Below are 25,667 nucleotides of genomic sequence, written 5' to 3'. Positions count from 1 at the left end.
CCTGCAGGGGCCGGTCGCCTGCCCGCCCGGCCTCAGGCGTAGCGCTTCTTCATCAGGAACAGGATGGCGTCCTTCGCGCAGTACTCGCAGTAGCCGTAGCGCTCCGCCATCGTCTTCAGCGTGCCCTGCACCTGCGTCTGCTCGCGCGTCGACAGCTGGTTTCGGTCCTCGGAGAGGTACTTGAGGACGTTCTCCTTGTTCTTGCGCAGCACCCGCTTGCGCTCTTCGAAGTAGTGGTCCCTCAGGCGCTTGAACATGTCCGGGAAGATGCGCGGGTAGTCCATCGCCAGGTCTGGATTGTCCAGCCGGTGCGCGCCGATGGAGGAGATGAGCCCGCGGCGGAACTCGGAGACCTCTTCTCCGCGCGGCATGACGATGGCTTCCACCTCCTGCATGCGCTGCTCGTCGGGCTTCTCCATCTCGCCGGTGATGCGGTTGCGCATCTTCTCGCCGCGCACCCAGTGGCTGACGCCCTGGATGTAGCGCTCCACCAGCTCGCGATACTGGCCCTCGGAGACCAGGCCCATGGACTCGCGCACCTCGGTGTCCACGCGGTCCAGGTACTCCGCCTCCGCCACGCGCACGAACTCCTCATGGTCGTGGTAGCCGTCCACCACTTCCTGGAGCAGGAACTCGTAGACGCTCTTGTCCTTGCAGATGGCCTCCAACTCCTCGAGCACCGCCAGTCCGTTGAGGCACTTGTAGTCGGGGTTCTGCGCGGCGTTGAACAGCGCCGTCTTGATTTCGCGCGCGCTCGCGCCCACGCGCCCCTCGTAGTTGGGGTACGCGTCCGACTCGGTGAACAGCTCCTCGCGCAGCTTCCTCAGCTCCTTGGTGTTGGCCAGGCTGAGCCGGTCCGGCGGCGCGCCCTCCTCGTACAGGTGCAGCTTCTCCACCGGCGTGACGTGGTCGATGAGCTCCTTCACGTCACTGGGATAGCGGTCCGGAATGGGCTTCTTCAGGCGCGTGAGCACGGCCCACATCGCGGCCAGCTCCGTCGCGTGGGGCGCCACGTGTTTGCCCACCGTCGTCGCGGACACCTGCGCGTCGTAGATCTGCTGCTCGGTGCGGTAGCGGCGCAGGTAGGGCACGCGCACCAGCTCGATGCGCCCCTTGAACGACGCGAAGTCCGGCAGCTCCTTGAAGGCGCCCAGGTGTTTCTCGTTGGACGACGCGATGAGCACCTCGTCCAGCTGGAGCACGAACGGCTCCAGCGGCACCTCGCTCGTCTCGCTGAACCCCAGCAGGTACTTGAACGCCTCCAGCGGGCGCTTGAGCAGGTCCGCGTACTCGATGAGGCCCCGGTTGGCGTGGACGAGCGGCCCGTGTGGCTCGAACAGGACGGTGCTGTGCAGCGGCGCGGGCACGTTGAGCTGGGTGCGGTCCGCGGTGATCTGCTGGACGACGGCGTCCACGCTCATCTGCGGCTCCACCGTCACCGTGGCCACCTGGTAGCGGCGCGACACGTAGAAGCGCTCCACCTGGACGTGGCGCATCACCTTCAGCCAGTCGCCGTTGTACGAGTTGAGCAGCGCCGTGTAGATGCGGCGGCACTTGGAGCACAGCTCTCCGTCCCGCACGTAGTCGGACAGGATGTAGTCCCCCGACTCCCCGTCCCCGGTGCCCAGCCCCTTCTTCTTCAGGGCCGTCTCCAACACCTTGCGCCGCTCACCCGGTGGCATGGCGAACATCGGATGATCCCGCAGCTCGCACGGCATGCGCAGGTCGATGTTCTCCGCGTCCAGATGCGCGAAGGTCGTCAGCTCCCCGTTGCCGTCCGTGCGCTCCCCGAAGCCGATGGAGCCCTTGATGAGCTTCTCCGAGGGGAACACCCAGGCGATGCGGTAGAGCGCCCCCTGCGGCAGCCAGGAGTACGTCTCCATGCCAGCCTTGAGCGCGTTGACCAGCGTGGACTTCGCGCTGCCGTTGGGGCCGTGCAGGAAGATGAGCTTGTTGATGCGGCCGGCGCGCACGAAGTTGCCGAGCACCCGGTAGATGGCGTTCTGCACCTCCTCCTGCCCCGCCACCCGGCCGTCCCGCCCGCTGCCCTCCGTGTTGAAGACCTTGAAGCGGCGAATCGTCCCCGTCGGATGCGGCACCGTCTCCGTGCCGAAGTGGTCCATCACGTCCCGGAGGTACTGCGCCGCGTTCCGCGCCTGGGCGCGCGGATCGTTGATGAAGAGCGACAGGTACTCCTCGAAGGACAGGATCGAACGGTTCTTGACGAAGTCGGCGTTCACCTGCGTGCCCACTTCCTGCAGATAACCCTTCGCGTCCACGGTGGCTCTCCTCGTACGGGTCAGTTCTCTCTAGTCAGGGGCCCGGCGCTCCGCAGCCTCCGTTGGCCTCCCCAAGACCTTTCCGCCCGGCCTGCTGGAAGTCCAGGCCCCTTTGCCGTCATGTCGTCCAGCCCACGGGCTCGGGCAGCCGGTTGCCCTCCAGGGAAGAGAGTGGCCGGGTTGGACTTTTCGCCCGACATCGTGCGGGGTTCCAGGGTTTTGCCAGGAACCGACCGGAGGCGAGCGGGCGCGCTGGGTGTAAGCATACTCGCGTGGGGGCCGGGGGTGAGATACGGTCCGGACCTTCTCTTCGGTGCCCACCCGGAGTCCAAACACGATGCACAAGGAGCCCATCATCGGCATCGACCTCGGCACGACGAACTCGTGCGCGGCGATCGTCGAGGAGAGCGGGAACGTGAAGCTCATCCCCTACAAGGGCGGTGAGTACACCATCCCCTCCATCTTCGCGATTGACGACAAGGGGAACGAGCTCATCGGCTACGAGGCCAAGCGCCAGTGGCAGCTCAACCCGCGCAACACCGTCTACGGTGCCAAGCGATTGGTGGGGCGCACGTTCGGCAGCGACGTCGTGGAGACGATGAAGAAGGTCGTGGCGTACAACCTGCGCCCCGGCAAGAAGAACGAAGTCACGCTGGATGTGGGCAAGAAGGAGTTCACCCTCCAGGAAGTCAGCGCGAAGATCCTCGGGAAGATTCGAGAGGTCGCGTCCAACTACCTGAAAATGCCCATCAAGCGGGCGGTGGTGACGGTCCCCGCGTACTTCAATGACAGGCAGCGCCAGTCGGTGAAGGACGCCGGCAAGCTCATCGACCTGGACGTCGTGCGCATCATCAACGAGCCCACCGCGGCGGCGCTCGCGTACGGCGTGGGCAAGGGCCTGAAGCAGAAGGTCGTCATCTACGACCTGGGCGGCGGCACCTTCGACGTCTCCATCATCGAAATCCGGGACCGCGTCTTCGAGGTGAAGGCCACCGGCGGCGACGTCTTCCTGGGCGGCATCGACTTCGACAACGCCATCATCCACCACGTCCTGAAGGACTTCGCGGCCAAGACGGGCATCGACCTGGCCACGGACCCGGTGGCGATGCAGCGCATCAAGGACCTGGCCGAGCGCACCAAGATCGACCTGTCCGCGCGCGACGAGGTGCCGTTCAACATCCCCTTCATCACGATGACGTCCCAGGGCCAGCCCCTGAACATCGAGATGAAGTTCACCCGGAAGATGCTGGAGCAGCTCACCAACCACCTCGTGGACCGCACGCTGCAGATGGTGGCGCGGGTGCTGGTGGATTCGGGGCTGTCCACCAAGGACATCGACGAGGTGATGCTGGTGGGTGGGCAGACGCGCATGCCCGTCGTCCAGGACCGGCTGACCAAGTTCTTCGGCAAGCCGCCCAGCAAGGGCGTGCACCCGGACGAGGCCGTCGCCATCGGCGCCGCGCTCTACGCGCACTCGCTCCAGGACGACACCAACCTGCGCATCCAGCTGCTCGACGTGATTCCCATGGCCATTGGCCTGGAGAAGGCCGGTGGAGCCTTCCACGTCGTCTTCCCGCGCAACGCGCCCATTCCCAACGCCAAGCAGCTGCTGGCCACCACCAGCATGGACAACCAGACCGAGCTGGCCATGCGCATCTTCCAGGGCGACCACGAGATGGTGGTGCGCAATGACATGCTCGGCGAGTTCACCTTCTCCGGCATCCAGCAGGCCCGCGCCGGCGGCGTGCAGGTGGAAATCACCTTCGATGTGAACATCGAAGGCATCCTCACCATGCGCGCCAGGGACCCGGCCACCGGCCGGGAGATGAACACCACCGTGCGAGTGACGCAGAGCTGAGCGCTCCGCCGTCCCCTACCGGGACGGCAGCGCCGCCAGTCCCTGCTCGCGCGTCTCCTCACGCTTCTCCGACACGACGAACGGCGTGGAGTCCTCGGGCGTCACGTCTCGAGGCCCCTCGCCGCGCAAGAGCTCGAAGACGGTGAGTGACGTCGTCGCGCCGTGCAGCACCTGCTCTCCCTGCGGCGCGTAGACGAAGGACTCCCGGGCGCGCTCACGCGTCCTGTCGCTGAGGAGCACCTGCCCTCTCCGGGCCAGGCCCGCGAGCTTCGAGGCGGTGTTCACCACCTCGCCCAGCACCGTGTAGTCGAGCCGCCCGGACGCCTTCGCGCCGATGCTCCCGGCGACGAGGTCTCCCGAGTCCAGGCCCATGCAGACACCATGAGCGTAGGGCGCATGCGCGCCGCCGCGAGTGGCCAGGGTCTCCAGCTGACGGCGGATGGACAGACACGCCTCCAGCGCCTGGTCCACGTGCCCAGGTCCGCGGAACACGGCCATCACCGCGTCCCCGACGAACTTGTCCACCGTGCCACCGCGCGCGAGGATTTCCGGGACAATGGCCTCGAAGTTGGCGTTGAGCCGGCGCAGCGACTCCGGGGGCGCCTGCTGGCTGAGCACGGGCGTGAAGCCATCCACGTCGATGAAGACGACGGTGCCCTCCACCCACTCGCCCGACATGTCCTCCGTGCCCTGCAACATCGGAGGAATCCGCTCCAGCACCCCCCCGGGGACGAACATGCGCAAGAGGCCGTTCTCCTCCGTGTAGCGCACCGTGCGGCGCAGCTCGCGCACGTGCTTGAGCGTCTTGATGAGCGTCGCCTCCATGTCCGGGAAGTCGATGGGCTTGGTGATGAAGTCGAAGGCCCCCCGGTTCATCGCCGTGCGCAGGTTGCTCATGTCTCCGTACGCGGAGACGATGACCACCCGAGTCAGAGAGCTGACCTCGCCCACGCGGGACAGGAAGGTGAGCCCGTCCATCCTCGGCATGTTGATGTCGCAGAGCACCACTTCGGTGTCGGGATTCTGGCGCAGCTCCTCCAGCGCCTCCTCGCCGTCCGACGCGAAGAGGAACTGGTACACGGAGCGGCGGATCTGCTTGCGGAAGCTCTGCTCCATCAGCACCGCGACGTCCGGCTCGTCGTCCACCACCAGCACCTTCGCTGGCCGTGACGGACGCCCCGCCTCCACCCGCGCGATGAAGTCCGAGGACAGCTCGTGCGCGGACTGGTAGCGCCGCGAGGGCTCAACGTCGAGCGCGCGCGCGAAGAAGGCGTCGACCTCCGTGCCCAGCCCGGGCACCAGCGTGGACGGCGGCACGGGGGCCGGAGGCACGTTGCCCAGCCGCAACTGCCGCAGCGATTCCAGGGGGAACGGGTGCTGGCCGGTGAGCGCGCGGTAGGCCACCACGGCCAGGGCCCACAAGTCACAGCGGTGGTCCAACCGGGGCGACAGGCCGCGCAGCTGCTCGGGGCTCATGTAGCGCGGCGTGCCCGCCATCTCCTCGTCCGGATGGGGCTGCGCGTCGCCTCCCTGCGTCAACAGGGCGAGCCCGAAGTCGAGCACCTTCACCAGCTCCCCCGCCGTGCTGCGCGAGAGGAAGAGGTTGGCGGGCTTGAGGTCCCGGTGGATGACGCCCGCGGCGTGCGCGGCGGTGAGCGCGCGGGAGGCCTGCGTGAGCAGCCGCTCCACCATGGCGAGCGACAGCCTTCCGCGCCGGTTGAGCAGCGCCTCCAGGTCCTCGCCTTCCAGCAGCTCCATGACGATGTAGGGCTCGTCACCGGAGAGGTCGCAGTCATGGACCTGGATGACGTGTGGACTCTGGAAGCGGGCGATGGCCTGCGCTTCCCATTCGAACTGGCGCAGCGCGTGGGGGGTGGGCGCGCAGTGGCTCGCCATCAGCTTGAGGGCGACCAGGCGCTGGAGCTTGGGATCCCTCGCCACCCACACGGTGCCCATTCCACCGCCCCCGAGCACCCGCTCCAGGACGTATCGCCCGCCGATGACGCGTGGCTGAGACATGTCGTGTTCGTTCATGTTTGTTCGCCCCGAGCGGCGGGATGATGGCACATGGGGTCCACACCCGGTACCCCATCCCGGTCCCTCCCTACCCAAGCGGACGGGCCACCTCGTGCGAGGTGGAGATGCGGCGCGTGATAGCGTGCCGGCCCCGTTCCCCTGACACGACTTGCACCTCCCTACCCGTGGAGGCGTCCATGCACGAAGCGATCAAGCCCCCTCTTCCTCCTCTTCCCCACGCCGCCAGCGACGACGAGCCCGCTCCCGCGCCGCCGCACATGCCGGACGGGACCACCTACCCCGGCCTCGTCGTGCATCCGGGCCTGCGCCCGGGCATGCCGCGCAACGCGATGACGTCCGATCGGACGCCGTACTCAAAAGAGCCGCTGAAGGTGCTCGCCGGCAAGCTGCCGCCGGATCTGCATGGACATGTCTTCGTCGCGGGCCCCAGCGTCCATGCGGGCTCGCCCGCGCTGGCCTCGGATGGGCTGGTGCTGCGGCTCGACTTCGACGGCGCCGACGCGACCTTCAGCTCCGCCATCATGGAGACGCCGTCGTACTACGCGCGGGAACCGGTGAACGATGGAGCGACTTCTCGCGGCCCCATCACCCGCTACCTCAACGAGTTCCGTGAGACGACGCTCTCCGACGTGAGCATCGCGCTGGGCGCGCAGGAGGCCCCCAACACGGCGCCGTTCCTGGTGGAGGGTGAGAACATGTTGCTGGTGACCACGGACGCGGGGCGCCCGTGGGCCATCCACCCGATGACGCTCAAGGCGTACACGCCGCTCGGCTATCTGCGCGAGTGGAAGCCCGCCATCCCCACGCCCTGGGCCTTCCCGCTGCTCCAGAGCACCGCGCACCCCGCGTTCGCGCCCGAAGTGGCGGAGCCCATCTCTCCCCGGGAGACCGAGTCCCAGCAGAAGCCTCGCCTCTTCTTCACCAACCACGCCCCCAAGTGGCCGCTCGGCGAAGGCTGGACGCACCTGTCGAGCTGGGACACGTGGGAGAACCGGCTGCACCACTGGGCACTGATGGACGCGGCGACGGGCAATCCGGTGGTCGCCCAGTCGCTCCATCAAATCGCCGTCACGCGCGACTACGTCGTGTTGCTCGACAGCAACTTCCCCATCAACTTCTGGACCATCGCGGTGCAGGCAGCGCTGCCGGGGATGACGCGCGTGCAGCGACTGGTGGATAGATTCACCTCCGAGCGCGCGTACCCGCAGGCGGTGTTCTGGGTGGTGAAGCGCTCGGACCTGCGGCCCTCTCCCGGCACGCTGTCGCGGGACGACCCACCAAGGATTCCGGCGCATCGCTTCCAGTCCGGCGGGGGTGGCCTGCACTTCGCGGCTCGCTACGAGAACCCGGACGACGTCATCACCCTGGTCGCGGGACACTCGCCGTCCGAGGACCTGTCCCACACCATCAAGGAAGGGGACCTGCTCATCAATGGCCGCCGGGCGGAGGCCTACCAGGAGGGCATGCCCACGGCGGTGCCGGTGACGCGCAGCTCGCTGGGGGTGCACCGCATCGACATGCGCAACCGGCGCATCGAGTCGCGCCTGCACTCGCACGACAACTTCACCTGGGGCCTCACCGTCTTCTCCAACGCGGGCCTCGTCAACGGAGAACTCGAGACGAACCTGCGGCTGTATCTGCGGCAGAAGTGGCGCTCGCCCACGTCCGACAACAGCGACGGGGCGGAGCCGAACTGGGTCATTCCGGATGACGAACTGGCCATCTACTTCAACTCGGATGGGTTCGCGGCGGACATGGTCCCCGAGTACGTCTACCAGCTCTACAAGCCCATCGTTGGAGACAAGAGCGGCCTGCCCATCCAGGAAGGCCGGGCCGCGAGCTTCTTCAAGTTCTACGTCAAGTCGGGTCGCTTCGACGGCTACGTGTTGCCCACGGGCTGGTTCGGCTTCGCGCCGCAGTTCGTGCCCAGCATCAAGCTGCCGAAGGTGCCGTACTGGAAGGGCTACGTCGTGGCGCTGGTGGTCTCCGACCCGACGCCGGACCTGCCTGCCGACTCCACGGGTGACGAGGTGTGGATCTTCGACTCGGAGAACATGAGCAAGGGGCCCATCTGCCGGCTGGGCAGCAAGTACTTCGACGTGGGCATGACGTTGCACACCACGTTCCTTCCGCCAGGGCTGGGGGAGATCCTCGACGGCCACGTGCCGGATAATGCGGGCCCGCAGTACTGCGTGGACGTTCGCGAGGACTACAACGTGGACGCGATGGAGAAGACGTACGCGGAGTGGCTCCCGGGACTGTTCCCCCGCGTCCCGCGCGTGCTCTTCACGCCGTGGAGGCTGGGAGTGAGGTGGGCGCTCAACTTCCCGAAGCTGCGCAAGGTATTCGAGCGAGACGTGTTCCCGAACTTCCCGCGCCAGCGCCCGCGGTCGCCTCCGGGCGGGGGCGGCAAGAAGGACTGAGCGTCACTTCGCCGGGAGCATCCCGGAGTCCGCCATCTCGAAGTCTCCCTCGGGGGAGACGAGGACAGCTCCCCCGAAACAGGAGATGTAGAGGCGTCCGTCGGCGAGCCATCCAGAGCCCTGAGGAGCACCGGGGAGCTGTCGCCAGGGCTCCACGTCGAAGGTCTCGCCCTGGGCAAACACCCGGTACAGTCGACCCGTGTTCCCTCCGAGGTGGGCCAGTCCTGTCGCGACGATGATGTGCGGCCCCAGGCGATGGATGCCAACCACATGGGTGTAGAGGATGTGCGTTTCGGTGGCGTCGTCCCGCTGGTGAACGAGTTCGCCACCCCACTCTCCCCGACTGGCACCCAGCAGATATCCGTCCGAGACACGCAGGCCGCATTGGGGCCGCTGGTTTCGCTTCTTCACCCGAGAAGGATATTCGCCCATGTCGAACACCTCGGCGGAGTAGGTCCGTTGCGCGAGGAAGACCGCGGGGAGTTCATCCGGGCCCAGGTCGAGAAACGGACGGGAGGTGGCCGTCAGGGATGCGCCCGCATGCTCATGGGCGAAGAACACGGAGTTGGTCCTCCCCGCCGGATACTCTTCCTCGCCCCGGATGACCCGAACGGCCTGGCTGGCCGCCTCCTTCACGGGCGGATACCAATGCCTCGCCGCGATGCGCTCGAGCGACTCGATGGCTCGCTCCGCGTAGAGCAACCCGAGAGCGCGGGCCGAGGCATGGACACGGCGCCAGTCCGGGCCATCTTCGAGCTGCGCGATGAGCGCATCGGTGGCCTCCGCGTATTGGATGAGGCCGAGCGCGAGGGCCGCGGTGATCCTCATGTCCCAGCCTTCGCTGGCCAGATGCTCGACGAGGACACCCCCCGCGTGGCGCGCGTGCGGGCCAAGCTCCGCGAGATCCCGCACCGCGAAGTCATCGTACGGCCGCTGCGCCAGGCGCTCGATGAGTTCTTGAACCCTGGCGGAGTGAGCTCCATCGACCCAGGTACCGAAACTCCGGAGGAATGCACTCACTCGGCCTGACGGGGTTGAGCCCAAATCCATACCTCCCAGGGGAAAGCCTCTCGAAAACCTATCACCCCCGAGTTCCGCGCGAGCCCCGCGGCGTGGTGACTCCTCGCATCACTCCCGTGCCATGACGGTACGGGTGGCGTCCTCGAAGAGCGTGTCCGGCACGGAGGCCAGGACTTCATCACGGCGTCCCTCGACCCAGGCCCAGCGCGCGCCCAGCTTCGTCACCAGGCCCAGGGTTCCACCACGCAGACGTGCGATGAAGTGCCGCGCCTGACCCTTGCCTCCATCGAACCGCCACAGCACCGCGTCGAGTTCCGGCGGCGGAGTGTCCGCCGCGAGCAATGGAGTGATCGCAGCCTGACACTCCAGCCGGAGGATGCGCGCGTCCAGTTCCACGATGAAGTCATGCACGCTCAAGTCGCCGCGCGTCTCCGCCTCGCGCAGGTACTTCACCACCCGAGCCACCGCCGCGGTGAGGTGGACATACGTGTCCTTGCCCCGACACAGGGCCGCCGCCGCGCCCGCTGTGCGCCGGGCCACCGCGAGTGCTTCCGACTCCTTGGGCTCGGAGCGGGAGTCCGCGATGAGTCGGTGGTATGCGCGGCCCGCGTGGCTGGTCAGTTGCTTCTGATGCCCGAGCGAGAGTGACTCCTGCGGCGTGAGGCGCGACGGCTTCGCGAGGAAGTCACGCACGTGGTCCAGCACGCGTCGTGCGACGGCCTCCTCGAACCGGTCAGCGAGGTGCGGCGCGACGAGCGAGGAGAACCACAGCCCCAGTTCCACCTGCCCCGCTGCCGGACAGACAGGGCGCGGCCCCCCAAGCGCCCACGGCCCGGCGGGCCGGTCCTCCGGGCTCGCGGCCTGGAGCGCCGCCTTCAGGATGATGTGACAGTGGGCCAGCTCGTCGACCGCCGCCATGCACGCGCTCCTCCGTGGCCTGATTCTCGGGCACACGCGCCCCGCCCTCAATCTCCGCGTGAGCGCAGGGTGACGATGCGGGCTGCCCCGTCGCCATCGAGGTCCGAAGCAGACCCGGCCCCAGCACGAAGCTCACGCCTCCGTGCGGCGATACGGACTCACGCGCCGCCATCGAGACCTGAAGCCGCTCCGCCACCTCGTCAGCACGAGGCTCACGCCTCCATGCGACGATGCGGACTCACGCCCCCGCCATCACCGTGTCGACAATCTTCGCGGAGCACAACACCGCGGGCAGTCCCGCCCCCGGATGCGTCCCCGCACCCACGAGGTAGAGCCGGTCCACGTCCTCGCTCTTGGCCTGGGCGCGGAGGAACGTGGTCTGCATCAGCGTGGGCGCGAAGCTGAACGCCGCGCCCCGGAACGAGCGCAGGTCATCCCGGAAGTCCTCCGGCGTGAAGACCCGCGACGTCACCAACTCCTGCTCCAGTCCCGGCAACACCGTGCGCGACAGCCGGGCCGCCAGCTTGCGACGGAAAATCTCCGCCCTCGCCTTCCAGCTCGAGCCATCTCCCAGGTGCGGCACGGGCGCCAACACGTAGAACGCATCGTGGTCCGGAGGAGCCAGCCCCACGTCCGTCGCCGTGGGGCGATGGAGGTACAGCAGCGGGTCCTCGGAAGGCAGCCCCGGCCCGGCCAGTCCGGAGAACATGCCCTTGAAGTCGCGTCCGAACAGCAGCGTGTGGTGCGCGACCTCTGGATACCGACGCCGCGTTCCGAAGTACCAGAGGAACACGCTCATCGAGTACCGCGCCTGCTGGATGCGCGTATCCGTCCAGTGACTGCGCACATGCCTGGGCAGCAGATAGCGGTACGTCCACGCCGCGTCCGCATTGGACACCACGGCCTCGGCGGGAAGCCATGAACCATCCCCGAGCCGAACGCCCGTGGCCTTGCGCCCCTCCACCGTGATTTCCGACACCTCGCTGCCGTAGCGAACCTCGCCCCCCAGCGACTCCAGCAAGGACACCATCCCCCGCACCAACGCCCCCGTTCCTCCCACCGGAAAGAACGCACCCCAGCGCCGCTCCACGAACTGGATGGACGTGTACACCGCGCTCGCGGGCGAGAAGGGACTGCCACCGATGAGGAGCGGATGGAAGCTCAGCGCCTGCCGCAGTCGCTCGTCCTTCACGTGACGCGACACCAGCCCATACATGCTCCGGAAGGCCTCATCGCGCACCAATGCCGGAGTGAACGGCGCGAGGCTGAGCACGTGCGGTACCGGCGCACTCATCAGCGGGCCGATGCCCGCTTCGTACATCCGCTCGACACGGGCACTGAGCGACAGGTAGCCCGCCTCGTCTCCAGGCGAGATGCGTCGCACGGACTCCAGCATCGCCTCCTTGTCCGTGTGGTAGTCGAACGTGACGCCGTCCGGAAAACGCATGCGGTACAGCGGCGTCACCGGCTTGAGCTCCACGTGGTCCGCCAGCTTCCGTCCCGCCAGGGCCCACAGCTCCTCGAGCAGGTGCGGACAGGTGATGACAGTAGGGCCGGCATCGAAGGTGAACCCGTCCTGCTGGAAGGCATGGGCCCGACCACCAGGTCCATCCCTCCGCTCCAGGACGGTGACTCGCCAGCCTCGCGCGGCCAATCGGACCGCGGCCGCCAGCCCTCCAAAACCACTTCCGATGACGAGAACGCGCCTGCCGTCTCGCCGCGTGTCGAGTTCCACCCTGGCCGAAGGTCTCATCACCGTGGAGGTTCCATGGCACACCCGGGCCGCGCGCTCCACTCCGGCGAGCAGGCAACCCTCCTCGCGAAGCGACCGGGCGCTGTTGCGAGCCTGGGGGGGCACAGCTAGCCTCCCCCATCCAAGGGGGGTGCCGCGCCCCTGCGCGCACGGGTTGAGCAATGATTGAGGTTCCTGGCTACCGCAGCGACAGAGCGCTCTCCTCCTCCGGCTCCTTCCAGCTCCTTCGCGCCACGCGCGCGGAAGATGGTGCCCGGGTCACCCTGAAGGTCGCGGAGCCCACTCGGCCCCCGTCCCTCACCAATCGTCTTCGTCACGAATTCGAGCTCACCCACACCCTCCGCCTCGACGGCGTCCTCCACCCTCTTTCCCTCGAAGAATCCCGCCCCGGCATGTCCGTGCTCGTGCTCGAGGGCTTTGGAGAGACGACCCTCGCCCAGCGACTCGCCGCGGGCCGCATGGAGGTCCGTGCCGGGTGCAGGATCGCCGTCGCCCTCGCTCGCGCCGTGGGCCAGCTCCACGCCGCCGGCATCCTGCACCGGGACCTGCAACCCGCCTCCGTGCTGCTGAGCGCGGACGGCTCGTCCGTGAAACTGACGGGACTCACCCTGGCCACGCGCCGCGCGCGGGCCGAAGTGGCACCCGTGGCCCCGGAGCGCTTGGAGGGCACGCTCGAATACCTGTCGCCCGAGGGCACGGGCCGCACCCACCGCAGCGTGGACTCGCGCAGCGACTTCTACTCGCTGGGTGTCATGCTGTTCGAGCTGTTCACCGGCCGTCGGCCCTTCGCGGACACCGATGCCCTGGGGCTCATCCACGCGCACGTGGCGCTCCCCCCGCCGGCGCCACAGGAGCTCGTGCCGGAGCTGCCTCGCCCCCTCTCGGCCCTCATCCTCAAGCTGCTCGCCAAGTCACCCGAGGACCGATACCAGAGCGCGTACGGACTGGTCGCCGACCTCCAGCGCTGCCTCGACGCGCTGGAGGAGACCACCGGCGCGGTGCCCGACTTCGAGCTGGGCACGAAGGACGTGCCCGAACGCTTCGCCGTGCCCGAGAAGCTCTATGGGCGCGAGACACAACAGGCCGAGCTGAAGGCCGCCTTTGATCGCGCGGCGTCGGGTCGCTCCGGCTTCGTGCTGCTCACGGGCGCGGCCGGCATGGGCAAGTCCGCGCTGACCGGCACGCTCAAGCGTCCCGTGTCGGCGAGACATGGCCTGTTCGTGCGGGGCAAGTACGACCAGCTCCTTCGGGACACGCCCTACAGCGGCGTCTTCGAGGCCTTCCGCGAGGTGGCCCGCAGCCTGCTTGGCGAGGAGCGACTGGAGGATTGGCGCGCGCGCTTGCTGGAGGCGTTGGGTGGCATGGGGCGGCTGGTGGTGGACGCGGTGCCGCGCCTGGCGCTGGTGCTGGGCGAGCAGCCCCCTGTCCCCGAGCTGGGCCCCGCGGAGTCGGAGCTCCGATTCCAGCTCGTGTTGCGCAAGCTGGTGGGGGTGCTCGCCACGAAGGAGCATCCGCTCGTCATCGTGCTCGACGACCTTCAATGGGCGGACAGCGCGAGCCTCCAGTTGCTGCGCCTGCTCTTGTCGGACCGGGGACTCAATCACCTGCTCGTCGTCGCGGCCTGTCGCTCCGAGGAGCTGGGGCCCGAGCATCCGGTGGAGGGACTCACGCAGGCACTGCGCGATGCGGGCACGCCCGTGCAGCGCATCGACCTGGAGCCGCTGACACCCGCACAGCTCACCCGCCTCGTGGCCGATGTCTTCCCCGCGGCGGCGGGTCAGCCGGACACGCAACTGGACGCGGTGGTGCTCTCGTTGACGGAGGGCAATCCGTTCTTCGCGGTGCAGCTCCTGCGCGCCTTCTACGAGCGCGGGCTCGTGCGCTTCGACGCGGAGGGCGGCGGGTTCCGGTGGGATGGTGGAGCGCTGCGCGGACAGGACTTCAGCGACGGCGTGGTGGCGCTGCTCACGGCGCGAATTCGAGAGCTGAGCCCGGGTGCGCAGGCCCTGTTGCCCGTGGCGGCGGCACTCGGACATACCTTCACGTTGCGCAACCTCGCCGTCGTCCTGGAGCGCTCGCCGGAGCAGGCGGAAGAGGCCCTGGACGAAGTGCTCCAGGCGGGGCTGGTGGCCCCCGTGGGCGAACGGCTCGCCGATACCGAGAGCAGCGACAGCTTCCAGTTCGCGCACGACCGCGTCCAGCAGGCAGCCCTGGAGTTGACGCCCGTCAGCGAGCATCCGGAGGTGCATGCGCGCATCGGCCGGCTGCTGCTCCGGCACACGCCCCCCGAGCTGATGGACGAGCAGCTCGCCGACATCGTCAGCCACTTCCACCTCGCCCTGCCCGTCTTGAAGGACGCGGAGGAACGCAACCGCGTGGCGGAGCTGGACCTGCGCGCGGGGCGCGGCGCCAAGTCACGCGGTGCGTGGGCCGCGGCGCTGCGGCTCCTGACGACAGGTCGCCAGCTCCTCGGAGACGACGGCTGGAAGTGGAACCGCGCGCTCGCGTTCGACCTGCACGTCGAAGCGGCCGAGGCGGCGTACCTCGCTGCGGACTTCGAGCAGATGGAGCGGCTGGCCAGCACGGCGCTGGCCCATGCGGTGGACCGGCTCGAACAGGTGCGGGTGCATCTGGTGCGACTCCAGTGTCACTCGCACCGGGGTGAGCACGAGCGCGCGGTGGACCTGGGGCTGAAGGTCCTCGGGACGTTGGGGCAGCACCTTCCCGCGAAGCCCAAGCAGGCGCATGTCCTGGCCGCCGTGGCGAAGACGAAGATGTACCTGGGCCTGCGCAAGCCCGAGGACCTGGAGTCACTTCCGGAGCTGACGGACCCGCTGCTGCTCGCCACGCTGCGGGTGATGATGAAGCTGGCCACGGCCGCGTTCATGGCCCGGCCGCTGCTCTTCCCGCTCGTCGTGCTGCGCAACCTCCAGATTTCCATCCGGCATGGGGCGACGGGCACGGCGGCCTTCGGCTACGTGGGCTATGGCCTGATGCTCAGCGTCCACCTGGGCAATCCCGAGGAGGGCTACCGCTACGGCCGGCTGGCATTGAAGACGCTGGACCGCTTCAGCGCGGAGAGCCTCCGGTCGATGGTCCACTTCGTCTTCAACCTCTTCATCCGGCACTGGAAGGAGCCGCTGTCGCCGTGCATCGACGACTTCTTCGCCGGGGCGAGTAAGGGCCAGGAGACAGGCGACATCGAGTACTTCGCATACAACTCGAGCGCGGGCTGCGCCGTGTCGCTCATCGCGCGGGATGGACTGGGAGAGCATGGCCCGCGCGTCAACCGCTTCATCGATGCCCTCGCCTCGCACCGGCACCAGAACGTGCCCTTCCTCCAGTACACGCGGCACACGCTCGACGTGCTCACGGGTGCATTCACCGGGGACGTGGAGGCACGGGAGCAGGACATCGTCGCCCCGTATCACCAGCTCGGTTATGCCAACGGCATCGCCACCTGCGACGTCATGCGCACCATGCGGCGCTGGTTGTGGGGTGATGCGAGCGGAGCGCTGGAGAGCGCGGCGGCGGTGGACGCGCGCGTGGAGCTCATCGCGGGGCAGATGTATCTGCCCTGGTACAAGTTCTTCCAGGGCCTGGCGCTCCTCCAGCTCCATCCCACGAAGGGACCGCTGGAGCGAATCCGCTCCTCGCGCGCCATCGACACCCTCCGCAAGCAGATGCGGGGTTGGGCCCGCATCGCCCCGATGAACTATGGCGCGCGCGCGGAGCTGCTCGACGCGGAGCGCGCACGCGTCGACGGGCGCGCCGACGAAGCAGCGGATGGCTATGACCGGGCCATCCGACTGGCCCGGGAGCACGGCTTGTCGCTCGACGAGGGCGTGGCCTGCGAGCGGGCCGCGCACTTCCACCTGTCCGTGGGTCGCGAGCGAGTGGCCCGCTCGTATCTGGAAGAGGCACGGAGCGCGTATCTGCGCTGGGGCGCACGGGCCCTCGTCTCGCGAATGGAGCGAGAGCATCCGCGCCTGCTGACTTCTTCGGCTCCAGAGTTCCCTCGGACCGAGGAGTCCGGTGGCACTCCGCTGGCCGCACTGGACCTGGAGTCGGTGCTCAAGACGGCGCGCGCGCTGTCCGGCGAAATCGTGTTGGACAAGCTGCTGCGCAAATTGATGACGCTGCTCATCGAGAACGCGGGGGCGCGGCGCGGCTTCCTCATCCTCAAGAAGCCCGCGGGCCTCTTCATCGAAGCGGAGGGCTCCGTGGATGGAGCCCGCGTGCTGCAAGGGCAGGCTGTGCCGGTGGAGTCGTCCACGGCGCTGCCGGCCTCCATCGTCCATTACGTCGTGCGCACCGGGGAGACGGTGCTCCTGGATGACGCGACGGCGGAGGAGCCCTTCTCCGAGGACCCGTACGTCCGCAGCGCGCGTCCGAAGTCCGTGCTGTGCAGCCCGCTACTGAAGCAGGGCTCGCTCACGGGGGTGCTCTACCTGGAGAACGACGCGACGCGAGGCGCCTTCACCCCCGAGCGCCTGGAAGTGCTGCGCCTCTTGTCCTTCCAGGGCGCCATCTCCCTGGAGAACGCGGGCCTGTACGCGAGCCTGGAGGAGTACAGCCACACGCTGGAGCGGCGCGTGGATGAGCGCACCGCGGAGCTCCAGAGCAAGAACGTGGAGCTGGCGGGCACGCTCAGCCGCATCCAGGAGATGCAGCGGCAGTTGGTGGCACAGGAGAAGCTGGCGTCCCTGGGCTCACTCACCGCGGGCATCGCCCACGAACTGCAGAACCCGCTCAACTTCGTGAACAACTTCTCTGAGCTGTCCGCGAAGCTGGCCGCCGAGCTGGACTCCACGCTGCGGGGCATGACGGACAAGTTCGACGCCACGACGGCGGAGGACGTGCTGGAGACGCTGGAGGACTTGAAGCAGAACTCCAAGCGCATCCAGTCCCACGGCCAGCGTGCGTCGGGAATCATCAAGACGATGCTGCGGCACTCGCGGCGCTCGGAGGGCTCGCGCAGCCGCGCGGACCTGAACATGTTGATTCGCGACAGCGTCAACCTGGCCGTGCAGGGACTGCGAGCCCGTCAGGGCGCGGCCACCGTGGAGACGGACACGGAGCTGGACGCCACCGTCGGCACCGTGGAGGTGGTGGCCGGCGACATCAGTCGCCTGTTCATCAACATCCTCGACAACGCCTTCTACGCCACGGTGCAGAAGCAGCGAAAGGCCGACGGGGGCTTCGTCCCTCGCGTCCAGGTCTCCACCCGCCGGCAGGGAGACCGCGTGGAGCTGCGCGTGCGAGACAACGGGCCGGGCATTCCGCTGGAGATTCGCGAGAAGCTGTTCGACCCGTTCTTCACCACCAAGCCCGCCGGCTCCGGCACGGGCCTGGGCCTGTCGCTCTGCCACGACATCGTCCAGGAGCATCAGGGCGAGATTCGGGTGGAGAGCATCCTGGGCGAGTACGCGGAGTTCATCATCACCCTCCCCGCGCCCAAGGGCACCACCGCCGCCTGACGCCGGACATGAGAAGGCCCCTCGTTCCACACGGGAAGGAGGGGCCGGAACAGCAGAGAAGCAGCGCGGCGGCTAGGCCGTCTTCTTCTCCTTCTCCATGACGAGCTGGGGTGCCTCGTGACGGGTGATGACCGTCTCGGTGATCTTGCACTCCTTGACGCCCTCGCGGAACGGCACGTCGTACATGATCTCCAGCATCGCATCCTCGAGGATGGCGCGCAGGCCACGCGCTCCGGAGTGACGGCGCATCGCCTCGCGAGCGATGGCGCGCAGCGCCTCCTTCGTGAAGGTCAGCTTCACCTTCTCCATCTCGAAGAGCTTCTGGTACTGCTTCACCAGCGCGTTCTTCGGCTGGGCGAGGATGGTGACCAGGTCCTCTTCCTTCAAATCATTCAGCGTGGCGATCATCGGCAGACGACCGATGAACTCGGGAATCATCCCGAACTTCATCAAATCTTCCGGCTCCGTCAGCGCCAGCAGCTCGCCCACGCTGCGGTCCTCGCGGTGCGAGATTCGCGCCCCGAAGCCCAGGCCCTTCTCGCCCACGCGGCGCTTGATGACGCCGTCGATGCCGTGGAACGCGCCGCCGCAGATGAACAGGATGTTCGTCGTGTCGACCTGCACGTACTCCTGTTGGTTGTACTTCTTGCCACCCCTCGGGGTGACATTGGCGCGCGTGCCCTCGATGATCTTCAAGAGCGCCTGCTGCACGCCTTCACCGCCCACGTCGCGGGTCGCGCTGGGCATGTCGCCCTTGCGCGCGATCTTGTCGATCTCGTCGATGTAGACGATGCCGCGCGCCGCCTTCTCCACGTCGTAGTCGGCGTTGTGGAGCAGGTTCTGGATGATGTTCTCCACGTCCTCACCCACGTAGCCGGCCTCGGTGAGGCTGGTGGCATCCGCGATGGTGAACGGGACGTTGAGGAAGCGCGCCAGCGACTGCGCCAGCAGCGTCTTGCCGCTGCCCGTGGGGCCGATGAGCAGGATGTTGCTCTTGCTGAGCTCCACCTCCTCGCCCGACGGACTCTTCACGCCAGGGCGCGGTCGAGCCGAAGGCTTCTTCTGGTAGATTCGCTTGTAGTGGTTGTACACCGCTACGGCGAGTACCTTCTTGGCCTGGTCCTGCCCGATGACGTACTCATCGAGGAACGCCTTGATTTCCGAAGGCGTTGGCAGGCTGACCTGAGGCTTGCCTTCTTCACGCTCGTTCTCATCCGCGATGATGTCGTTGCAGAGCTTGATGCACTCATCGCAGATGTAGACCGTAGGTCCCGCAATCAGTTTGCGGACCTCGCGCTGCGATTTTCCGCAGAACGAGCAGGACAGGTTGACGTGGTGCTCCTTCTTCACTGCCGCCTCCGAGTTCGCCGACCCCGGTTCCCCCGGAGCCACTTCGCCGTCCACCGCTCCCCAACCCAAACGGCCTGCCCACGTCTCGAACAGCCGCCGGGCCCACCTACATGGGGGCCCATAACCACTATAGGGCCCTCCCCCCTGGGCAGGAAGCCCAACGGTGCGGGCCCGTTACGGAGCGTACAGCCTCCGCAACGGGTGAGCGTTCAGTAACAGTGGCTCAGGCGTCCGTCACGCCCGCGGCGAGCTCTTCCACGTCGTCCGCCAGGGCGGCTGCCCGCTCGGCAACGGCGTTCGGAATCTTGCGGCACCCCGCCAGCTCGCTGGCGAGCTTCCGAGCCATCGACGCCAGCTTGCGCACCTGGAGGCTCTCGGGCGGCGGCTCGGGCGGCGGACGGGGGAAGCGCTCGGTGAACTCCTTCTTCAGCTCCGTCGGAGACTTCTCCGGACTCCAGATGCTGTCACGTAGGGATTTGTATTCAGTGGGTGACAACTGGCCCCGCTCCTCGGCGTCGGCCAGCACTTCGATGACCTCGAAGGCCGGAGCCTTTTCCGGGAACTCCTGAGCCCGCAGCTCCTCCTCGGGCTCATGCTTGGCCAGGAAGCTGAAGGAACGGGTGAGCTTGAGGGCCGTCTGCTTCTTGATGTGCAGTTCCTTGAGGCAGTAGGCCTCGAAGGTAGGGTGGCCCCACTCCTCGAACTTCGCCTCGTCCCGGACCGTCACGAGCAACTTGCCCAGCTCGGCCCAGGTGGACTTGAAGCGCTTGGCGGCCATCAGCACGGTGTGACGGAACGTCCCCGGCGGCACGCTCAGCGCTTTCTTCGCGATTTCGGTCTCGGCAACGGATGCGGCGGACATGGCCCCGGTATGCGGCATGCCCGCGAGGTGGGCAAGAAAGTGGCCCTACCCCCGCTTGCCGATATTGAACGACAGGCCCACCGTCGCCCGCTCTCCGTCGTAGGCCCGGAACGGCCACTTCTGCAGCTCCGTGAAGAGGCAGTCGTAGAGTGGGCCCTTCTTGAACTGGGGGTTGTCCACCCACAGCTTGTTGACCTTGCCGTCGTTGCCGATGACGAACTCCAGGGGGATTTTCGTGGCCAGCCCGGGACTGCGCTCGGCCTCCTCCTTGAAGCACTTGAAGAGCGTGGACTTGTTGCCCGCGACGATGCGGTTGATGGCGGACTGGTCGAACTGCTGCGCCACCTCCATGCCCTCCGCGTCCGTGTTCACGCTCCCCGAGGGACGCGGCGGCTTGCGGTCCTCCGTGCGTGACGCGGAGGCCACCGCCGTGGGCTTGCCCGTGCCGTTCGCGGGCTTCGCCGTGCCCGTCTCCCCGGGTTTGGTCGGCCGGGCGGAGCCTTGCGTGGGGTAATCGAAGAGTTCCTCGTTGTCCTGGCGCGCTTGCGCCACGCGGATGACGGGAGCCTCCATCTCGATGCCCTCGAACTCGTCCTCTCCAAACCAGCCGTGCACCGCGGCGTTGCGCGCCAGGAGCAGGCCCGCGCTGCCCAGCACCAGCGCCAGCGCACCCGCGACGCCGCCGAGCACCATCACCCGCTTGCGGTTCTTCTCCCGCTCCACCAGGACGGCCGCGTCCACGCGCACCCGTGCCTCGGAGAGCGCCACGTGCACCTTGAAGGGCTCCACATCTTTAATGGGGTGGAAGTCCCGCTCGCCGGCCAGGGCCAGGGGGGAATCGGGCGTCAACTCGCCCGTCTTGAGCTTCTCCACGATCTGGGAGCCACTCACCGGTCCAAGGACCAGGTCTCCATGTCGGAAGAGCCACTGCCCATCCACGTCCGCCGCGAGTTCTTGTCCAGCTGCCATTTCGCGCGCGATTATCCCGTGTTACCCCGCGCCCTCGCAACGCCGTGCTTACTTCGACCTCCAAGCGGATTCCCGTCGCACTGTGGATCTGGTACCGCGGCGGAAACTTCCGCGGATTCCAGCGCCAGCCGGAAGGCCCCACTGTCCAGGAAGCCCTGGAGGGGGCCCTGCGCTCGGTGGGAGTGCCCGCGACGGTGATGCCCTCGGGGCGGACGGACCGGGGCGTCCATGCGCGGATGCAGGTGGTGAGCGTCCGGCTGGAGGCGGGAGACTCACCCGAGTCGCTCGCCCAGCGACTCCCCCCGCACCTGCCCTCGGGGCTCGGGCTGTGCCTGGTGCGCCGGCCCGGCTCCTTCCATGCCCAGTGGAGCGCGAGCGGCAAGGAGTATCGATATCGACTGTGGCTGGGCGGCGGAGCGCCGTCGCCGGAGTGGGCGCCCTACTCGCTCGACCTGGCGGGCGAAGCGGGGCTCCAGGGGCGAGGCGCGACGGCGACACCCGAGCGGGTGGCGGAGCTGCTCGCCATGGCGGCGGGCACGCGGGACTTCATCGCGTTCCATGAGAAGTCCAGCCCCCGCAAGCCGCGCACGTTGGAGTCCGCCACCCTGCATGAGCGGGGCGGTGGCCTTTACGAGGCGAGGCTGACCGGGGATGGCTTTGCTCGCTACCAGGTGCGCTACGTGGTGGGTGGCGCGCTGAAGGTGGCGGCGGGGCTGTTGCCAGAAGAGGCGTGGCTCGCGGCCCTGGAGACGGGGGCGGCCATGGAGGGCTTCAAGGCGCCCGCTCACGGCCTGATGCTCTGGGAGGTCCGCTACCCTCCTGGAGTGGATCCCTTCACCGCCCCGGAGCGTCTCCACCCTCCAGGGCTGCCGCTGGAGCCACCCTTCCTACCGGGGTGACACGCGGCGGATCCTCGCGCTGATCAGTCGACGAGGCGCTCTTCGTACTTCGCCAGCAGATCCGAGATGGCCTCTCGGAGGTATTCGCTCTGACGGATGCGGGTGGTGCGCGACAGCTCCTTCAGAGCATCGAGCTTCTCGCGGTTCAGCCGGAAGACCACCGAAGTGAGACGGGGATTCATGTCCAAGTGCGCAACCTCCTACAGATGCGCACACCATCTCACAGACCTATTTGATCGCAAGATTTTCACTCGGATCCGCCTACCGGGAAGATCCACTGCAGCCCGGTGAAGCCCTCGGCGTCGGCGCGCAGTCCGGATCCGAACCCGAGCGTGAGCCCGAGTCCCCCGTACACCGCGAACCGCTCCGAGAAGGTGTGTCGCAGGCCCAACGCTACGCGAGGCCCCACCCACGGCCCAGAAAACGGACGCACGACGGCGCCGAGATCCACGAAGGACTGCCAGGACTCGTCCCCGAAGACGCTCCGGAAGCCCCCCACCAGCGAGAGATCCGGCTCCCGGAGGCTGCCGCGGATCAGCACGAAGACCTCGTCCCCGTCGTAACCCACCGTGAGGCTGGCCCCCACGTCGAGCAGCGCGTCCAGCCCCTTCACCACCTCGGCATCCCCGCTGTCGATCAACTCCGTGTAGGAGGCGCCCGGGCCGAGGATCAGCGAGAAGGCACTGCGGTCCCGGTACGGAGAGTCCACGTACTCAGCGGCCAGTGCGCCCCTCGGCGAGAGCACCATGATCAGCAGCGCCACGACCCTCTGAGGATTCGTCAGCACCGAGGACCAACTCGACGTCACTGTGCGCTCGCGAGGCATCTTGCGACCGCGTGTTCTACCAGCCTCCAGGGCACGCGCGGACTCATCCCGGGGCACTCCCCGTCGTTTGACCCGATCACCCCGTACTCCTACGGTTCATCGCTCCAGTGGAGACCATGAAAATGAAGAAGTTGAACCTGAGCGCATTGCTTCTCACCCTGCTCGTCGCGGCCTGCGGCGGGTCGTCCGGGACAGGCCTGGACGACGTGCCCGAGTCCGAGGGCGTCATCCAGGTGCCGTTGATCACCACGGGGACGAGTGGCCAGACGTTCCGTCTTGTCGGGGCAACGTTCGACATCACCGGGCCGAAGAACCACACCATCACCGACACGTCCGCGGACACAGTGGCCGTGCAGCTTCCGGCGGGTGGGTACACCATCCAGCTCCAGGGCGAGTGGCACATCGAGCGTGTCGGCGCACCGGGTCAGTCGATTCCCGCGACGCTCATCTCCCCCAACCCCCTGTCCTTCACGGTCGCCGAGGGAGAAGCGCGCACGGTGCGCTTCCTCTTCAAGACGCCCGCCGAGGGCACCACGGACGTGGGCTTCAGCGTGGACACGGGTGGCTGGCTCGCGGGCACCCTGGACTTCACGGGCTCGCCGATACCTCCCAGCTCCGAGCTTTATGAACTGACAGGGAAGACGGTGCCGTTCGCCATCAGCTTCGAGTCCGCCCAGGTGCGCCAGGGCAACGACTCCTCGTTTGGCTCTCATCTGATGGTGACGACCAGCCCCGTATCGGTCCAGTTCGGAGGGGCCTACTCCGCCGTCCTGAATGAGCGCGTCGCACGGACGCTGTCGGCCCACGAACTCAACTTCCTCGTCGTTTCGGGAGGCCCCGAGGGTGGACTCCGCGTGCGGAACCTCGCCATCAGGACCTTCAATGGGGCTCCACTTGAGCTATCGATGGCCGAGAGTGCGAACTTCCCGGGATACACCGACGCCGTGGGCTTACCTCTGCTAGGCATCTACCAGGTAGAGGGCCTCGTGACGCTCCGCAGCCACTTCGGACCTCAGATCGTGGGCACCCTGCGCGCCACGCTGTCTCCCAAGTAATCCCTCAGCTCACGACCGGCAGCGCAAAGCCCGTGGCCCCCTGGGTCGCGGGCTTCGTCACGCCAGCGGCCTCGTTCAGGCGGCCTGAGCGGAACGGCTCCAGATCCAACGCCACGAACTTGAACCCCAGCGCCAGGAACGCGGTGTTGATCCGCTGGCGCACATCCGCGACGAGGAACCGCTCGTACTCCTCGGCGGCCACTTCCAGCCGCGCCACGTCGCTGTGGTAGCGCACACGGAACTGCCGGAAGCCCAGCTTGCGCAGCTCCGACTCGGCCGCGGCGATCTGCAGCAGCCTGTCCCGCGTCACCGCCGTGCCGTACGGAATCCGCGACGCCAGGCACGCCATCTGCGGCTTGTCCCATGTGGGCAGCCCCAGGAACTGACTCCAGGCGCGAATCTCCTCCTTCGTCAGCCCGGCCTCCGCCAACGGAGAGCGCACCGCGTGCTCACGCGCCGCCTTGTGCCCCGGCCGGTGATCCTTGAAGTCGTCCGCGTTGAAGCCGTCCACCACCACCGCCAGCCCCAGCTCCGTCCGCTGGGCCTCGCAGATGTCGTACAGCTCCGTCTTGCAGAAGTAGCAGCGGTTGGTGGGGTTGGCCGCGTACTGCGGATTGGCCAGCTCGTTGCTGCCCAGGACGACGTGCCGGGCCCCCATCTTCTCCGCCAGCTCCCGCGCCTCCTGCGCCTCCTCGGGGGCCACCGAGGCGGACAGCGCCGTGAGCGCCAGGGCCCGTTCGCCCAGCTCCTCCACGGCCACCTTCAGGACGAAGGTCGAATCCACGCCTCCCGAAAAGGCCACCAGCGCACTTCCATGGGCGCGCAGCGCGGCGCGCATGGCCTCCAGCTTGGGACGCGACGACTCACACAGGGCCTGGATTCGCTCGGGGCTCAGCATGGGGGACTCCTAAAACGAAAGGGCCCCGGATTGCACGCGCATCGCGCGGCAACCTGGAGCCCTTGACTTGAAGTGGAACGAGGGCCGTGTCCGGCCCCCTGCTCAGCGGGACTTGCCCTTCGCGGGCTTCTTCCCCGCGGGAGCCGGCTTGGCGACGCGGGCAGCGCGCGTGGCGGGACGCGACTTCGCGCCCTTGTCCGCCTTGTCGGCCTTGGCCGGCTTCACCTTGGCGGCCACCTTCGGCTCCTCAGCCCGACGGGCCTTGGCACCGCCACCCTTCTCGGGCTTCTCAGCCTTCTCCGCCCGCTCACCCTTGGCCGGCAGCGGGTTGGCCTTCATCTTCTTGCCGGTGATGATCTTCAGCTCCTCGGTGGTCATGTAGCCGAGGTCCAGCAGCGACTGGAAGATCTTCGCGGCGCCGTCCTCCACCGACTCCACGTCGGAGTGGATGGTGACTTCCGGCGAGTTGGGCGGCTCGTACGGCTCGGTGATGCCGATGAAGTTGGGGATCTCCCCGTTGAGCGCCTTCTTGTAGCGCCCCGTGCTGTCGCGCTCGATGAGCTTCTCGGTGGGGCAGTCGACGTAGACCTCCACGTAGCGACCGATGGCGCGGCGGTTCTCCTCACGCTTCCCCTTGTAGGGGCTCACGCAGGGCACCAGGGCGGCGACACCATTGCGCGTCAGGACGTTCGCCACGAAGCCGAGACGACCGGCGATCGTGTTGCGCTCATCCTTCGAATCACCCAACCCCGCCCACAGCTCGTCGGCGAGCTCCCCCTCGTCGAGGATCTCCACGTTGCGGCCGACCTGACGGAGCCGCGCCGCGATGTAAGCGGCAGTGGTGCTCTTACCGGTCCCGGACATGCCGGTCAGCCAGAGGGTGAATCCAGTGTTGGAGGCCATAAGGGTTTTCAACTCCCTGCGTCCGGAGCGCTTCTTGCACGCCGCGGTGGACGCCGCAGATCCAGAAGATGGACGTGGTTATAGACGAAAACCCACTCACTTGACAATTCAGGCGCACCTTTCCGCAGGTAGGGGTA

Annotated in this window: 18 protein-coding genes; 6 read left to right on the top strand and 12 right to left on the bottom strand. The window is 67.6% G+C overall.

The genetic code is table 11. The features are described from left to right. Window positions 1-32: 32 nt before the first annotated feature. Window positions 33-2,279 (bottom strand): PrkA family serine protein kinase, encoded by a 2,247-nt coding sequence (locus HUA76_RS37955; RefSeq protein ID WP_141644777.1) that lies wholly within the window; start codon window positions 2,277-2,279, stop codon window positions 33-35. A 337-nt stretch (window positions 2,280-2,616) separates the two neighbouring features. Here HUA76_RS37955 and HUA76_RS37950 point away from each other — a divergent pair, with 337 nt between their 5' ends. After that, a complete protein-coding gene (locus tag HUA76_RS37950; protein ID WP_141644778.1) occupies window positions 2,617-4,137 on the top strand; it encodes an Hsp70 family protein in 1,521 nt (506 codons plus the stop codon). A 15-nt stretch (window positions 4,138-4,152) separates the two neighbouring features. On the opposite strand, the gene HUA76_RS37945 is transcribed toward HUA76_RS37950, so the two are convergent. Beyond that, window positions 4,153-6,156 carry a response regulator gene (locus tag HUA76_RS37945; RefSeq protein WP_174456610.1) on the bottom strand — a complete coding sequence of 668 codons (2,004 nt, stop codon included), beginning with the start codon at window positions 6,154-6,156 and terminating at the stop codon, window positions 4,153-4,155. Between the two features lie 194 nt (window positions 6,157-6,350). On the opposite strand from HUA76_RS37945, the gene HUA76_RS37940 reads away from it, so the two are divergent. Continuing rightward, on the top strand, window positions 6,351-8,597 hold the full coding sequence (locus HUA76_RS37940; protein ID WP_174463642.1) for a carotenoid oxygenase family protein: 2,247 nt from the start codon (window positions 6,351-6,353) through the stop codon (window positions 8,595-8,597). A 3-nt stretch (window positions 8,598-8,600) separates the two neighbouring features. Here the strand turns inward: HUA76_RS37940 and HUA76_RS37935 are convergent, their stop codons facing one another. After that, window positions 8,601-9,425, bottom strand: a complete 825-nt coding sequence (locus HUA76_RS37935; protein WP_174463641.1) for a HEAT repeat domain-containing protein — start codon at window positions 9,423-9,425, stop codon at window positions 8,601-8,603. Window positions 9,426-9,446: 21 nt separating this feature from the next. Between HUA76_RS37935 and HUA76_RS44990 the strand changes: the two genes are divergently transcribed. Further along, a complete protein-coding gene (locus HUA76_RS44990) occupies window positions 9,447-9,626 on the top strand; it encodes a hypothetical protein (protein WP_217440764.1) in 180 nt (59 codons plus the stop codon). Between the two features lie 99 nt (window positions 9,627-9,725). Here the strand turns inward: HUA76_RS44990 and HUA76_RS37930 are convergent, their stop codons facing one another. Next, window positions 9,726-10,535: a hypothetical protein gene (locus HUA76_RS37930; protein WP_174463640.1), complete on the bottom strand. Its 810-nt coding sequence runs from the start codon at window positions 10,533-10,535 to the stop codon at window positions 9,726-9,728. 238 nt (window positions 10,536-10,773) lie between these two features. Further along, on the bottom strand, window positions 10,774-12,393 hold the full coding sequence (gene crtI / locus HUA76_RS37925; RefSeq protein WP_371823578.1) for a phytoene desaturase family protein: 1,620 nt from the start codon (window positions 12,391-12,393) through the stop codon (window positions 10,774-10,776). A gap of 56 nt (window positions 12,394-12,449) precedes the next feature. Between crtI and HUA76_RS37920 the strand changes: the two genes are divergently transcribed. After that, window positions 12,450-17,768, top strand: a complete 5,319-nt coding sequence (locus HUA76_RS37920; protein ID WP_174463639.1) for an ATP-binding sensor histidine kinase — start codon at window positions 12,450-12,452, stop codon at window positions 17,766-17,768. 72 nt (window positions 17,769-17,840) lie between these two features. Here the strand turns inward: HUA76_RS37920 and clpX are convergent, their stop codons facing one another. From clpX to HUA76_RS37905, 3 genes are all read right to left on the bottom strand, one after another. Further along, complete coding sequence (gene clpX, locus HUA76_RS37915) at window positions 17,841-19,118, bottom strand: ATP-dependent Clp protease ATP-binding subunit ClpX (RefSeq protein ID WP_141644784.1); 1,278 nt, start codon at window positions 19,116-19,118, stop codon at window positions 17,841-17,843. A gap of 223 nt (window positions 19,119-19,341) precedes the next feature. After that, a complete protein-coding gene (locus HUA76_RS37910; RefSeq protein ID WP_141644785.1) occupies window positions 19,342-19,998 on the bottom strand; it encodes a hypothetical protein in 657 nt (218 codons plus the stop codon). Between the two features lie 27 nt (window positions 19,999-20,025). After that, window positions 20,026-20,949, bottom strand: coding sequence for an AgmX/PglI C-terminal domain-containing protein (locus tag HUA76_RS37905; protein ID WP_141644786.1), 924 nt, complete (start codon window positions 20,947-20,949; stop codon window positions 20,026-20,028). A 44-nt stretch (window positions 20,950-20,993) separates the two neighbouring features. On the opposite strand from HUA76_RS37905, the gene HUA76_RS37900 reads away from it, so the two are divergent. After that, window positions 20,994-21,848: a tRNA pseudouridine(38-40) synthase TruA gene (locus HUA76_RS37900; RefSeq protein WP_174463638.1), complete on the top strand. Its 855-nt coding sequence runs from the start codon at window positions 20,994-20,996 to the stop codon at window positions 21,846-21,848. A 23-nt stretch (window positions 21,849-21,871) separates the two neighbouring features. Here the strand turns inward: HUA76_RS37900 and HUA76_RS37895 are convergent, their stop codons facing one another. After that, window positions 21,872-22,036, bottom strand: a complete 165-nt coding sequence (locus HUA76_RS37895; protein WP_141644788.1) for a ribbon-helix-helix domain-containing protein — start codon at window positions 22,034-22,036, stop codon at window positions 21,872-21,874. A gap of 59 nt (window positions 22,037-22,095) precedes the next feature. After that, entirely contained in the window at window positions 22,096-22,611 is a 516-nt protein-coding gene (locus HUA76_RS37890) for a hypothetical protein (protein ID WP_371823577.1), read from the bottom strand. Window positions 22,612-22,796: 185 nt separating this feature from the next. Here HUA76_RS37890 and HUA76_RS45855 point away from each other — a divergent pair, with 185 nt between their 5' ends. Further along, window positions 22,797-23,729, top strand: a complete 933-nt coding sequence (locus tag HUA76_RS45855) for a hypothetical protein (RefSeq protein ID WP_254614755.1) — start codon at window positions 22,797-22,799, stop codon at window positions 23,727-23,729. A 4-nt stretch (window positions 23,730-23,733) separates the two neighbouring features. Here HUA76_RS45855 and larE read toward each other — a convergent pair whose 3' ends face one another. Both larE and cysC read right to left on the bottom strand, forming a co-directional pair. Then, window positions 23,734-24,627 (bottom strand): ATP-dependent sacrificial sulfur transferase LarE, encoded by an 894-nt coding sequence (gene larE / locus HUA76_RS37875; RefSeq protein WP_174463634.1) that lies wholly within the window; start codon window positions 24,625-24,627, stop codon window positions 23,734-23,736. 102 nt (window positions 24,628-24,729) lie between these two features. Further along, on the bottom strand, window positions 24,730-25,530 hold the full coding sequence (gene cysC, locus HUA76_RS37870) for an adenylyl-sulfate kinase (protein ID WP_141644792.1): 801 nt from the start codon (window positions 25,528-25,530) through the stop codon (window positions 24,730-24,732). Window positions 25,531-25,667: the final 137 nt, after the last annotated feature.

Source organism: Myxococcus sp. CA056, from assembly GCF_013336715.1.
Taxonomy (GTDB): Bacteria; Myxococcota; Myxococcia; order Myxococcales; family Myxococcaceae; genus Myxococcus; species Myxococcus llanfairpwllgwyngyllgogerychwyrndrobwllllantysiliogogogochensis.
The sequence above is the reverse complement of the archived record's forward strand: the minus strand, read 5'-3'. Positions and strand labels throughout refer to the sequence as shown.